At 35.5% G+C, this 13,889-nt stretch carries 13 protein-coding genes; 11 read left to right on the forward strand and 2 right to left on the reverse strand.

Annotation, left to right across the window (positions count from 1 at the left end; all coding sequences use genetic code 11):
- The first annotated feature begins 283 nt into the window (after nt 1-283).
- A complete protein-coding gene (locus tag CHB72_RS17305; protein WP_089284134.1) occupies nt 284-859 on the forward strand; it encodes a hypothetical protein in 576 nt (191 codons plus the stop codon).
- Between the two features lie 210 nt (nt 860-1,069).
- Here the strand turns inward: CHB72_RS17305 and CHB72_RS17310 are convergent, their stop codons facing one another.
- A complete protein-coding gene (locus tag CHB72_RS17310) occupies nt 1,070-2,554 on the reverse strand; it encodes a sodium-dependent transporter (RefSeq protein ID WP_089284135.1) in 1,485 nt (494 codons plus the stop codon).
- Between the two features lie 373 nt (nt 2,555-2,927).
- On the opposite strand from CHB72_RS17310, the gene CHB72_RS17315 reads away from it, so the two are divergent.
- From CHB72_RS17315 to thrB, 4 genes are read left to right on the forward strand one after another with little or no spacing between them, the layout of a single operon-like run.
- A complete protein-coding gene (locus tag CHB72_RS17315; protein ID WP_242975177.1) occupies nt 2,928-3,374 on the forward strand; it encodes an ACT domain-containing protein in 447 nt (148 codons plus the stop codon).
- A 21-nt stretch (nt 3,375-3,395) separates the two neighbouring features.
- Nucleotides 3,396-4,700: a homoserine dehydrogenase gene (locus CHB72_RS17320; RefSeq protein WP_089284137.1), complete on the forward strand. Its 1,305-nt coding sequence runs from the start codon at nt 3,396-3,398 to the stop codon at nt 4,698-4,700.
- 2 nt (nt 4,701-4,702) lie between these two features.
- Nucleotides 4,703-5,776: a threonine synthase gene (gene thrC / locus CHB72_RS17325; protein WP_089284138.1), complete on the forward strand. Its 1,074-nt coding sequence runs from the start codon at nt 4,703-4,705 to the stop codon at nt 5,774-5,776.
- Entirely contained in the window at nt 5,769-6,659 is an 891-nt protein-coding gene (thrB, locus tag CHB72_RS17330; protein WP_089284139.1) for a homoserine kinase, read from the forward strand. The genes thrC and thrB overlap by 8 nt, the downstream gene beginning before the upstream one ends.
- Before the next feature lie 35 nt (nt 6,660-6,694).
- Here thrB and CHB72_RS17335 read toward each other — a convergent pair whose 3' ends face one another.
- Nucleotides 6,695-6,895: a hypothetical protein gene (locus CHB72_RS17335; RefSeq protein WP_089284140.1), complete on the reverse strand. Its 201-nt coding sequence runs from the start codon at nt 6,893-6,895 to the stop codon at nt 6,695-6,697.
- Between the two features lie 271 nt (nt 6,896-7,166).
- On the opposite strand from CHB72_RS17335, the gene CHB72_RS17340 reads away from it, so the two are divergent.
- The 6 genes from CHB72_RS17340 to CHB72_RS17365 all read left to right on the forward strand — a co-directional run bounded on the left by CHB72_RS17340 (nt 7,167) and on the right by CHB72_RS17365 (nt 13,723).
- Nucleotides 7,167-8,471: a hypothetical protein gene (locus tag CHB72_RS17340; RefSeq protein WP_089284141.1), complete on the forward strand. Its 1,305-nt coding sequence runs from the start codon at nt 7,167-7,169 to the stop codon at nt 8,469-8,471.
- A 101-nt stretch (nt 8,472-8,572) separates the two neighbouring features.
- Nucleotides 8,573-9,931 carry a glutamate--cysteine ligase gene (locus CHB72_RS17345; RefSeq protein ID WP_089284142.1) on the forward strand — a complete coding sequence of 453 codons (1,359 nt, stop codon included), beginning with the start codon at nt 8,573-8,575 and terminating at the stop codon, nt 9,929-9,931.
- Nucleotides 9,876-11,210: a glutathionylspermidine synthase family protein gene (locus CHB72_RS17350; RefSeq protein WP_242975178.1), complete on the forward strand. Its 1,335-nt coding sequence runs from the start codon at nt 9,876-9,878 to the stop codon at nt 11,208-11,210. The genes CHB72_RS17345 and CHB72_RS17350 overlap by 56 nt, the downstream gene beginning before the upstream one ends.
- A 121-nt stretch (nt 11,211-11,331) precedes the next feature.
- The gene (locus CHB72_RS17355) at nt 11,332-12,042 is read left to right on the forward strand and encodes a DUF421 domain-containing protein (RefSeq protein ID WP_089284143.1); all 711 of its coding nucleotides are present in this window, start codon (nt 11,332-11,334) and stop codon (nt 12,040-12,042) included.
- A gap of 112 nt (nt 12,043-12,154) precedes the next feature.
- Entirely contained in the window at nt 12,155-13,345 is a 1,191-nt protein-coding gene (locus CHB72_RS17360; RefSeq protein ID WP_089284144.1) for an AI-2E family transporter, read from the forward strand.
- 81 nt (nt 13,346-13,426) lie between these two features.
- On the forward strand, nt 13,427-13,723 hold the full coding sequence (locus CHB72_RS17365) for a TOBE domain-containing protein (protein ID WP_176431438.1): 297 nt from the start codon (nt 13,427-13,429) through the stop codon (nt 13,721-13,723).
- Nucleotides 13,724-13,889: the final 166 nt, after the last annotated feature.

Consider the following 13,889-nt stretch of genomic DNA (forward strand, 5'->3'; position numbering starts at 1 on the left):
ATTAAGGTAGTTTATCTTTTTTCTTTATTTTGAGCTTCCAGATTTCGTTATATTCTTATGCAATTTTCAAGGAGCTTATTAAGTTGATGACAGTGAAAGATATACACAATATATTGTGGGTAATGGGGATAAAAACACAAGATAGACAAAAAATGTGGATAAACAACTGCATAGTGAATTGTAGAAAGACTTTTTCAACAATGCATTGGATAAGAATAGAACACACATCTAAATAAACTGGCAAATTTTGCCGATATAAAAAATAAAAGGGTGTGTGTAGAAGATGATTAACTCAATAACCTCAATTACGCAGGTGCCTACTGTAACACATGTGGAAGACAAGAAAAAGTCTCAAGATAAAAAAACAACAATAGAGATGGAAAAACAAGACAGCTATGAGGCAAAAGAAGAAAAACAATTGGAAAAGGTTACCTATGATAAGCCAAAGGGGACAGTAGATACAAAGACAATAGCTGCATTAAAAAAGGAAAGCGAGAAGGCTCATGAGCAATTAAAGGAATTAGTGGAGCAATTACTAAAAAGACAGGGATACACTTGGGATAAAATTATCCAAGGAGATTTTGATGACATAAAGGTAGACGATATAGCTGTTGAGGAAGCAAAGGCTCTCATTGCAGAGGATGGACCCCTAGGGGCAGAAAAAACCAGTGATAGAATTGTAGATTTTGCTATTGCTATTTCTGGTGGTGATAAAACAAAGCTTGAGGAATTAAAAGCTGCTATCGACAAAGGCTTTAAGGAAGCTGAGAAAATACTAGGGGGTCTACCGGAGGTTTCAAAAAGAACCTATGATCTTGTGATGGAGAAGTTAGATGAATGGTGCCAGGAAAATGAATAAATAAAACCTCCAGAATCTTTATAAATTGTCCTGCACAAAGGGTACATTTTATTAGGTTCTGGAGGTTTTATTTTTCTAATGTTATTTAATTTTGGAATAAAAGGCTTTGTTTAGTAACCATACAAACCCAATACCGTAAAATCCTAAGACAACTATCATCATAATAATTGATTCTGTAGACATTTTATATTCCTCCCTAAGGGTATCTCTTTACAGTTCCTTGGTAATATCTCGACCTTCTTTAATCCTGTTGGCAAGCCAGTTGTTGGTTAATAAAGCAAAGGTGATAACGATAATAAATTGGAAAATGATTGTACCAAAGCTAGAGACTTCGAAGGGCTTCCACCATTCTCCAGGATACCATGTAATGGCTTGCCATAACCACCAACCAGTGATGACAGCAAAGAAACCTGGGAATAAAAATACAAAAACACTCCACCATTTACCAATTTTAAAATCTGCCCATTCCGTATTGATGACTGTATTTCTTGTTTTTTCTAATCCGAATTTCATTAAAGCAAAAGCAACAAACAATCCGCTTACCAGTAAGCCTATCCCCCAAACCCAATCTTGATTGTCTAAGATATTTAGGCTATAGGCTGAAGGAATACCCAATAAAAATCCAAAAACTATAATCAACAACGTGGATTTTTTGCGTTCAAAACCCATATCCATCAGGTTTCTTACTCCGACTTCAATCATTGGTAGTAAAGAGGATAAAGCTGCAATAGCCATTGCCAAGAAGAAAATTGTTGCTAATAAACCGCCAGCAGGCATTTCGGTAAACAGTTGAGCTAAGTAAATAAATGTAATCCCAGTATTACCAGAAGCAAGGGCTTGGCTAGCAAACTCCTCTGTAGGAGACAAGGCATAGATTGCCGGTAGAACCGTCATACCAGCAATAAGAGCACCTAAATTATCTCCAAAGCCCATAATAAGACAGTTGCCTCCAATATCTTCTTTTTGCTTTGTATAAACAGCGTAGGTGATAATAAAGCCCCAACCAGCTCCTGTCGACCAAGCAGCCTGTGTAAAGGCTTCTAGCCAAATCCTTGGATTACCTAACATTTCTAACTTAGGACTAAAGAGGTACTCCAGCCCTTGAACAGCTCCAGGTAAAGTTAAAGAACGTATAACTGCCGCTATAAGTAATATGAAAAGGGTAGGTATCATGATTTTGCTAGCCTTTTCTATTCCATTAGTAACTCCCTTATAAATAATATATCCTGCTAATAGCATGGAGACAAAGTGAAAGAAAATTGTCTGAGAAGGATTAGTTGTAAAGGTATTCCAAATGGCTTCAGTAGCTTGTGTATCCATTCCTGGTTGAAAAGCACCTGATAAAGCTAAAGTGAAGTATTTAACACACCATCCCATAATAACAGAATAATAAAACATAATACCTAAGCATACAACCATAATCCAAGTTCCCATCCAAGTATACTTACGACCTACAAAGTCTCGGAAAGCACCTATGGTACCTAACCCAGTTTTTCTACCCATTACCATTTCTCCCATAAGCAATGGAATTGCCCATACAAATAATGCAATCGTCCATGCAATGATGAAGGGTCCTCCTCCGTTGGCGGCAGCAACCCTAGGAAATCTCCAAATATTTCCTGTGCCTATTGCCATACCAATAGATGCAGCAATAAATCCCCACCTGCTGCCCCACTGTTCTTTATTTTGACTCATTGGCATCTAACCTCCTTAATAAATTTGTTCTTCAATATTTCACGCCAGTTAAGGCCCACTACTTTTTCTATAAGTAGGCGTTGAATCAGGTGAAGTAGAGCCTCCAACCGATTCTTGATGTTCAGCTTTACACTGAACAAGTTCACTATGTAGAAATTATTGAGTTCAAGAACTTTAATACTTAATATAATAACATATTTTTAACAATTATGCATATAGATATGTGTTTATAAATTTTAATACACAAGAACAATGATGAAGATAAGAAAAAAACAACTAAAAGTAGTTGAAAGAAAATAAGCTTTGTGGTAATATGTTTTTTATACGAAAACAATTGTATGCATATCGGAAACAAAAAAGGAGTGATGACATCATGGAATCTGATGGGACTACTTATTATATTGTAAAATCAGAAGCGCTACCAGAGGTTTTTTTAAAGACAATGGAAGTGAAGGAGCTATTAAAAAGAGGAGAAGCATCTACCATCTTTGAGGCTGTAGAAAAGGTAGGTATTAGTAGGAGTGCCTACTATAAGTATAAGGATTACATATTCCCCCTCTATGAGATGAATACAGGAAGGATGATTACAATTGCTCTTATGCTAGGTCACTCACCAGGAGTTTTGTCAGAAGTATTAAATCAAATTGCTCAATCTGGGGCTAGTGTATTAACGATTAATCAAAACATACCTGTACATGGGGTTGCTAATGTAACCATATCCTTAGAACTTAAAAATATGATGATTGATATAGATAAATTCATACAAACCTTAGAGAAAACTAGGGGGGTAAAAAAGGTAAATATATTGGCAAAAGAATAAATCAAGGGGGACAATCTAAAAATGAAAAAAGTAAAAATTGCACTATTAGGAATAGGAACTGTAGGAGGTGGTGTATGGGAGATTTTCCAAACAAATAAAGAAGAAATCTCTAATAATTGTGGCTGCCAAATAGAAGTAGCAAAAATCTTAGTAAAGGATCCTGCAAAAAAGAGAGACGGATCTATTCCCCAACATCTATTCACCTCTAACTTTGATGACATTATAAAGGATAAAGAAATAGATATGGTGGTAGAGGTAATGGGAGGCATTGAACCTGCTAAACAATATATATTAACTGCTATTGGAGAGGGAAAGCATATTGTAACTGCTAATAAAGCTTTATTAGCCAACCATGGAGATGAATTATTAGAGGCCGCTAAGAATAAAGGGGTAAAATTATATTATGAAGCCAGTGTAGCAGGAGGCATCCCTATTATACATGCTATAAAAGAAAGCTTGGCTGGAAATAAGATTCAACAAATTATGGGGATTTTAAACGGTACTACCAATTATATCTTAACAAAGATGACCAAAGATAAGGTGGACTTTTCAGAGGTTTTAAAGGAGGCACAGGATAAAGGTTATGCAGAGGCGGATCCTACTGCCGATGTTGAAGGCTACGATGCTGCCCACAAGCTTACTGTATTGGCTTCTCTAGCCTTTGGAGCATCCGTTGAGTTTCAAGAGGTCTATAGGGAAGGAATTTCTAAAATAACGCCTATTGACATAGAGTACGCACAAGAATTAGGATATGCCATTAAGCTGCTAGCCATTGGGAAGGAGAAGGAAGGGGTAATGGAGCTAAGGGTGCATCCCACATTTATTCCAGAGAGTCACCCTTTAGCTTCTGTTAACGACTCCTTTAATGCTGTATTTGTAAAGGGAAATGCAGTAGGAGATTTGATGTTCTATGGTAGAGGAGCAGGAGATTTACCTACTGGCAGTGCAGTAGTAGGGGATATTATAGCGATTGTTAAGGATATTGAAAACGTGAAGATAAATGGATACTATGCGCATAAAAAGCTAGAAAAAAAAGTGAAACCTATGGGGCACACAGAGGGAGAATACTATATTCGATTGATTGTGAAGGATAAACCGGGAGTGTTGGGTGCTATTGCAAGCCTTTTTGGTAAGAACAATGTTAGCATATCCTCTGTTATTCAAAAGGGAGAAGGAATACCCGAAGTATCCTTGGTTTTTATTACCCACTTTACTAAAGAAGAAAATGTACAGGCAGCTATTAACGAAATAACCAACTTTCAAGCGGTAGTAGAATTGGCAAATCTTATTCGAGTAGAAAATGGCAAAAAGAGAATGGGGGCATAATCATGTGGAATGGAATTATTTCAAAATATAAGGATTTTTATGATATAAAAGATGGAGAAGCTATTGTTTCACTTAATGAAGGGAATACTCCTTTAATTGTGGCAGAAAATTTAAGCAAGATGCTGGGAGGTATAAAGCTTTATTTGAAATATGAGGGATTGAATACTACAGGTTCCTTTAAAGATAGAGGGATGACCATGGCTGTTTCTAAAGCAGTACAGGAGGGAAGCAAAGCCATCATCTGTGCATCTACCGGGAACACTTCAGCCTCTGCTGCTGCCTATGCTGCTAAGGCAGGGATAAAATGCTTTGTTCTAATTCCCAACAACAAAATAGCTTTAGGAAAACTGGCACAGGCTATACTTTACGGTGCAGTAATTATTCCTGTAAATGGAAACTTCGATGATGCATTAAGAATTGTACGAGAAATTGCTGAAGAAGGAAAGGTTACTTTGGTAAATTCTGTTAATCCTTATAGACTATTGGGACAAAGATCTGGAGCCTATGAGGTATGTGATCAACTGGAGGGTAAAGTGGATTATCTGTCTATTCCCGTGGGCAATGCTGGTAATATATCTGCCTATTGGGCAGGGTTTAAAGATTATTATAAGGCAGGAAAAATTGAACAATTACCTACTATGTTGGGCTTTCAAGCGGAAGGAGCTGCTCCTATCGTAGAAAACAGGGTCTTCGAAGAACCTGAAACAGTTGCCACCGCCATAAGAATAGGAAACCCTGCTAGCTGGGATAAGGCGGTAGCTGCAAGAGATGAATCAAAAGGATTGATTGATAAGGTAACAGATGAAGAAATACTACGAGCACAGAAATTACTGGCATCGAAGGAAGGTATCTTTGTAGAGCCCGCTTCTGCAGCAAGCGTTGCAGGGGTAATAAAACTATATGGAAAAGGATATTTTCAACAGGAGGATAAGAATGTTGTATGTGTGTTAACTGGAAACGGTCTAAAAGATCCTTCAGTGGTATCGCCAGATGAAGAACTAAAAGTCTATAGTGTAAAGATAGATGAGATAAAGGCTATCATTGACAAAAGTCTGGGAAGTGGCCAAAATGGTTAGGGTTACAGTACCTGCCACTACTGCAAATATTGGGCCTGGTTTTGATTGTTTAGGTATAGCACTTTCACTATACAACGAAATTGAGGCAGAGGAAATTGAAAAGGGATTGCTTATAGAGGTAGAGGGAAGAGATAAAGAAGAGATAGAAACTAATGAAGGCAATCTTATCTATCAAAGTATGTTAAAAACCTTTGATAGAATAGGATGGCACCCAAAGGGACTAAGAATAAAGCAGTATAACCGCATTCCTGTATCGAGGGGATTGGGCAGTAGCGCTGCCTGCATTGTGGGAGGTATTATGGTTGCCAACAAACTAAAAAATTCTCCACTTAGCAAGGAGGAAATGTTGAGATTAGCCGTAGAGATCGAGGGACATCCTGATAATGTAACACCAGCGCTATTTGGCGGAGTAGTAGTTTCCTGCCAAGATCAAGGGGAAACCAACTACGTAAGATTCCCTGTTCATGAAGCCTTAAAATTTATTGTAGCCATTCCTGAGGTGCAGTTGAGCACCAAAGCTTCTAGAGGGGCCTTACCAGAGTTCGTACCCTTTAAAGATGCTGTTTTAAATGTTGGAAAGTCTTCTTTATTGGTGGCGGCTTTAATGTCAGGAGAATTAGAAAAGATTTCCTGTAGCTTAAAGGATCGTCTACATCAACCCTATAGAATAAGTTTAATAGATTCTTTGAAAAATATTTTTCAAGAAGCTGAAAAGCAGGAGATCAACCAATTATTTCTAAGCGGAGCGGGACCTTCCATTGTATATTTAACCTGGAATCAAGAAAAGGAAGAAAAGGAAAAGATATTTTATCGTATAATAGAAGGTATGCCGGAGGAGTGGAATATTGTTACTCTAAAAGGGGATAACGAAGGGGTAAAATAAAGGGACTAGCTCAGCTAGTCCCTTATTTTACGTAATTATATCTTAAATTTTTTAACCCCTTGATTAAGTTTTTCGGCTAAACTATTTAAGTCCTCTGCAGCTTTGGCTACTTCTTCAACGGCACTGGCGGTCTGCTGCATGGAGGCTGTTACCTCTTCAGAAGAAGCAGCTGTTTCCTCTGATACTGCAGAAATATTTCCAATAACATTTACAATTTCATCTTTATCCTTGGACATAGACATATCCCCCTTATTGTGGCTTAGTGATGCAAGTATCTTATTTTATCATCTAAAATAAATGAGCATTAACATATTCTACAAGTATTGACAATATCCTCTGAAAATACAAAAGTTTTGTATGAATTATTAAAAATTTTGTAGACTTCATTAAAATAGAGAAAACATCTAAAAAGTGAAAAAGACTCTCTAATATGATGGATGTCCTCGGTTAATTTCAACGATTATAGGAAAAACTATCAAATAACAATTGATAAAGAGGGTGAAACCGTTGAAAAGAAAAAGCTATATTTTAATTATAATCATGCTGATAATAGGAGCTCTAATAGGCTGCAACAGCAATCCCCAGGAGAAAAACAATTCCAATAAACTTCAACAAGTAGAAGAAATTCAAGGGTTTACTTCAATTAATGGGTATAAGGTACAGGAGAGTAGATTTCTTTTTACCGCTGTGAAGAAGAATGAATGGAATATCTTAAGCCTTGATTTAGAAAGCGGAAATATAAACAGTGTTCACCAGGATGTAGAGAAATACGATTTATATATTGCTATAGGTGAAACCGGGGCTGTATACATTGATCTAGAAGGACAGCTTTTCCATAGAATGGAAGGAAAAGAGAGAAAGATAGATGAAAATGTAGTGGGAGTACATCGACCTAATTTGTTACTATCTCCTAAGCAAAATGCTGTTTTATACACAAAGGGAGCAGGAAAAGAAGCAGATGTATATGTATACTTTTTTCAACAGGAAAAGCCAATGCTAATAAAAGAGAACATACCGGAAGATGCTTTTGCTAACTTTTCCTTTACAACTCAATGGAGCAATAAGAAGAACTATTTTATTTATAATAATGAAGAGGTATATAATGATAAAGGAGAACTGTATGACACCATTGAAGCAACCAGTGCCCAATGGTCACCAATGGATCAGCATATAGTGTTTATTAAAAAGCCTGATGATCTTCAACAGAAGGAGATCATGATTGGAAATTGGAGTACCTACATAGGAGAGGAATTGGTATTATTGAATATAGAGAAAAAAAAGGAGGAAATCATTTATGAAAGCCCCATGGGGCTTATTGATCCCATAGATAGTATACAATGGAGTAAAGATGGCTCTAAGGTAGGTGTTTCAGTTGGAGAGATAACAAAAGCTCCCCATGGAGAGTTGGAAAGAGTTAATTATGAGAAGGTATTTGTCTATGATGTTTCAACGAAAGAGGGGGTAGAGATGGAAGAAATGCCTTATAATTATTATGAGATTTTATTTGATAATTACCTGTATGGCAGTTCACTAGGAAGAAGAGATGTACTGGAAATAGCTGCAATTTACCATGAAGACCGAAAAAAATATGAAACTCCTGTATTGTTAAATAGCAAAGATATGTTTGTCATATCCTATGAGGAAGAAGGGTATTTTCTAGATGGAAACAATTTGATAAAAATCACATCAGAAGGGAAGACAGAGTTTCTAATAGAGCTGCCTTGGGAAGTGAATGAAATCTATCTGGAACCAAAAACAAAAACCTTTATCATTACCAATAGAGATATGGAATTGTATCTTTTGAAGCAGTAGGAGAATGAAAAAAAGAATATTCAGTAAAAAAAGGTGCTTAGCTAAAAGAAAAAAGGGTAATTAATTATAGTAGGTTTAAACAAAATCGAGGTGAATAGATAATGGAATACGAAAAACAAGTGGAGCGCATCGCTGAATTTATAAAAGGTGGCGAGAAACCTGAAAATCTTTTTAAAATAGGGGTAGAGATAGAACATATTATAGTGAGGAATGAGAATCTTCACTCTGTTACCTATTATGAGGAAGATGGAATAGAAACCATTTTGAAGAGGTTGATGAATAAGGGATATAAACCTAAGTATGAAGGAGAATATTTAATAGGATTAGAAGGAGTAGAAGGAACGATTACCTTGGAGCCAGGGGGACAATTGGAAATTAGTATTAGACCCTGTTCAAGCCTGCAGGAGGTAGAAGAGATTTATTTGGATTTCCTTAAAAAAATTATTCCTATTTTAGAGGAACAAAATCAACTATTGATGGCCATAGGCTACCATCCGAGAACCTCTATTAAAGACATACCCTTTAATCCTAAAAAGCGATATCGTTATATGGCAGAATACTTTGAAGCTAAAGGTATATATGCCCACAATATGATGAAGGGAACTGCTTCCTTACAGGTAGTAATTGATTATCGAGATGAAGAGGATTTTATTAAAAAGTTTCGGGTAGCTAATTTTTTATCTCCTCTATTCCATTTAATTACAGATAATGCACCGATTTTTGAAGGAAAGATTTATGAGAAAAATAGTATTAGAAGCCAGATTTGGGAAAACACTGATAAAGACCGAAGTGGTGTTATTATGAATTCTTCAGAAGGCCCCTTTGGATACAAGAATTATGCTAAGTATATACTAGATACCCCCCCTATATTGATCATAAAAGATGGGGAAATTATTGGTACTAAGGATAAAAAAGCTAAGGATTTGATAGATATTAATACCACCACAGATGAAGAAATTGACCATATCTTATCTATGGTTTTTCCAGATGTTAGAGTGAGAAGATATATTGAGATTCGTATGGGTGATGCCCTGCCTTATCCTCTAAATCTAGGATATGTAGCCTTAATAAAAGGAATTTTTTACAATGATATTGTTTTAAAATATTTATTTGAAATGACAAAGGGTGTGGAGGAAGAAAAGGTTCGTTTAGCAAAACAAAGTATTGAGGAAAAAGGTTTTGAAGGAAGATTTAAATGTAAATCTGTTAATGATTTCATACCTATTTTATTTGACTTAGCTAAAAAAGGATTAGATGAAGAAGAAAAGAAATATTTAGAGTCATTAGAAAAGCTTACTTTAGCCAAAAAAAATCCGGCTCTTATGATGAAGGAAGAGATACGTCATGAGGGGATGGAGGTTTTAAAGCAGTTTGCTTTAAATGACTATGGGAGGGAAAAAACGGATGGCCTCAATGCATACAATTTATTCTCAATATCAACAGAACATTATAAGAGATAAAGAAGCCTATTTAAAAGACTATAAAAACATTTTTCAAGAAGTGGAGAAATCTCCTGCTAAATATAAGGGAAAGCCTGTGGAATTTTTATATCAGCCAATGTTCTTGGATAAGAAGGATTTTTCCAAGTTTCAAGAGCTAACCAGCCAATTACTGGCTATTTTAAACAAGACGATAGATCATTATCTGCAGGAGGAGGAATTTAGAAAACATTTTGGGTTTTCCCCACTCCTAGAAAAAATGATTTTAAAGAATCCAGGATATGATAAATCTGTACCGATGGGGAGATTTGACATTTTTTATCATTACGATGGCAGATTTCAATTTTGTGAGCTAAATGCAGATGGATCTTCAGGTATGGTGGAGGCTAGAGAGCTGCAGCAAATTATTGGACAGTCCTTAGCCCTAAGGGAGCTAGAAGATCAATATGATTTCACCTCCTTTGAATTATTTGATACATGGGTAGATGCGCTACTTGAAAATTATCAACAATTTAGTGGTAAAGAGGAAAAACCTAATATTGCTATTGTAGATTGGGTTTCTACCACAGTACCTAGTGAGTTTCTAGAATTTCAAAAATCCTTTGAAAAAAAAGGATGTTCCACCGTAGTAGCAGATATTCGAGAATTAGAATACAAGGAGGGAAAGCTTTATTATAAGGACTTTCCTATTGATTGCATTTATCGTAGAGCAGTAACATGGGAAATCATTGAAAACCAAGGAGAAGTGAAGGATTTTATCAATGCCTATTTAGATGGAGCTGTATGTGTGGTGGGGCCTATTCGATCTCAAATTATTCATAATAAAAATATCTTCAGCATTTTACATGATCCTTTAAAAACTCCTTTTCTATCAGAGGAAGAAAGACATTTTGTTGAAGAACATATTCCCTATACTACGATGTTTGACAGCAGCAATAAAGAATTGGTGGAGTTTACTATAAACAACAAGGATGAATTGGTTTTAAAGCCGATGGATAAATATGCTTCCTGTGGTGTATACATTGGAAGAGATTTTACAGAAGAGGAATGGATAAGAATTATAAATCATGATGCTAGACAAGACTATTTATTGCAGCAATTCTGTCATGTGCCTAAAATACCAATGGCAATGTTTACTGATGAGGATGTAGGGTTTATAGAAAATAACTATATTATAGGATTGTTTATGTATAATGAAAAACTACAAGGGGTATATACACGGGTAGGAAGGCAAAACATCATCGGCAGTGTTGTAGAATGCTTTACCATTCCAAATTTTATAATAGAGAAAAAACTCTAACTTATGATTTTTCATAGGTTAGAGTTTTTTTATTTAGTCAATACTATTAGATAAGCAAAATCTTTGATCTTGTTCTTAGGATTCAAGTTAGAGTTTAAGGAAAGGAGATTATAATTTTTAGATGAAGGATTATTACATGGTGTTTTTAAGAATTATAAGCATTATGCCGCTAACAATATTGTTCACGATATTTGTTATGGGAAAGCGGCCAATTGGAGAAATGCCGGTATTTGACTTTTTAATCATTATCACGATGGGGTCAGTAGTAGGAGCTGACATTGCAGATCCCAGTATACATCATTTACCTACTGCATTTGCTGTCATTGTGCTAGCCTTGTTTCAAAACCTAGTTAGTAGATTGACTTTAAAATATAGGGGCTTTGGTCGATTTATATCCTTTGAACCTACTTTGATTATGGAAAATGGAAGATTCATTGTAAAAAACATAAGGGATATTAAATATTCTATTGATGAAATTCTCATGATGCTTCGGGAGAAGGATGTATTTCATTTTAAAGAAGTCAAATATGCTATTATAGAATCCAATGGTAAATTATCCGTATTGAAAAAATCAGAAGTGAAGCCTTTAACCCCAAAGGATATGGCTATTGCTGGTGAGGAAGAAGAGATTCCCTCTGTGGTTATTTTGGAGGGAAGATTAGACAAGAAAAGCATTGCAAAATTAAACATGACAGAAGATCATGTTATAACTATGGCAAAGCAACAGAGTTATCGGATATCAGATATATTTCTTGCCAACTATTCTCCTAAAACGGGTTTAACGATATCTCCCTATAGGGGAGAAGAACCACCAATTAATATTGAACATTAATTCATATTTTACAAAAACAATATTCGACTAATTTTATGAATAACGATAGCCGAATACTGCAAAATCATGTATAATAAAATCTAAAGCAACACTTTAAATGGGGGTGAGGTTTATGAAAGTCCAATGGGATAAACAGTATCTAAAGTATTCTCTATATGCTAGCTTAGCAATTATACTTTCAATTATGTTTTTTCAAGTGCTTGACAATCTAAGTCCTATATTGGACAATGTAACCGGCAGCTTTGGCTGGGTGAGAAGAGTTTTAAGCCCCTTTATTATAGGTGGTTTTATTGCGTATATTTTAAATCCTGGTGTTAGATGGTTTGAAACAACGCTTTATAGTCAAATAAAATTTGTTGCTGAGAGGAAAAAGCTTCATAGAATGATTAGTGTTTTAACGGTATATGCTATTTTAATTAGTTTAATTACTATGTTAATCATATTTGTAGCTCCACAAATCAGCAATAATATCAGAGACATGTTAAGACGGTTTCCTGAGTATGTAAATATAACTAGTGATTGGCTGGAATACTGGTCAAATGATGTAGGCTTAGAGAATCTATATAACGTTACAGATTATATAGAGAAAAATATAAGAGAGATCTTTGATACCACTAGTCAAGTATTGCAATACCTTGTAGATAATATCTTCATCAGTGTTATAAGTATAACATCCGGGGTCTTAAACTTCCTGCTAGGACTAATCATTTCCTTCTATATGCTAGCAGATAAGGAGTCCTTCAAGGTAGCTATCGAGAAGTTTTTAAGAGCCACCGCGAAGGATGATACAGTGGACAAACTGAAAGACTTTGGTAGAGAAGCTGATGATCTCTTTGGAAAATTTATTATAGGAAAATCTCTAGATTCTTTTATTATAGGTCTTATTTGTTTAATAGGTTTAAGGATTATGAACATTCGGTATATCCTATTATTAAGTGTGATTGTAGCAGTTACCAATATGATTCCTTACTTTGGACCTTTCATTGGGGGCGTACCAGTTGCTATCATTACCTTTTTTGATAGTCCTATGAAGGCCCTTTGGGTAATTTTATTTATCCTTGGACTACAACAATTTGATGGTCTAATTTTAGGGCCAAAAATATTGGGAGATAGCGTGGGCTTGAGACCCTTCTGGATTATTTTCGCCATCGTCGTAGGGGGTAAACTAGCAGGAGTATTAGGAATGTTCCTAGGGGTTCCAGTGTTTGCCATTATCAGGCTACTAGTTATCCGTTATATTGATAGACAGCTGGAGAGAAAAAATATAAAAAAACTACAAAATAATGGTAATAGTACAGGATAAAACTTAATGAGGAAAGAAGAAAATAAAAACTTTTTCTAAAAGAGAAGCCTTATTGGCATTGATTCCACAAAAATGGAGCTAATGACAATAAGGCTTTTTTCTTTGCGTCACACCCACTGTATGTGTGCAGGAGAAGAGGTATGTATCTCTATTCGCCCCGACAGTTTGGAGATGGATGAAAAAGGACAACTGGAGGGAATGGTGAAGCAATTCACCTATACAGGAGAAGCCATTGATGTAGTAATTACGGTGACAACATCTCTAGGAAAAGAAGAAGACCTATTGGTACATGTCCATCCTGAGGAAAATGTAAATATAGGTGATGTTATAAGATTTAAAGTTCTTCCAAACTTTGTTGCAGTAGTCAAAAATGATTAACTTCCTAAAATTTTATTAGGAAGTTTTTTTTGTGCCGACAATTCATCGTATTATGCTGCAGTTTGTCGAAGATTTATCCAAGAATTCATAACAGATGGTTTATAATAAAAGAAACCATGGAGAGTTGAATCAAGAGAAAGATGAAACGCTCAATAATTAATAAGAG

The organism is Anaerovirgula multivorans (assembly GCF_900188145.1).
Classification (GTDB): domain Bacteria; phylum Bacillota; class Clostridia; order Peptostreptococcales; family Natronincolaceae; genus Anaerovirgula; species Anaerovirgula multivorans.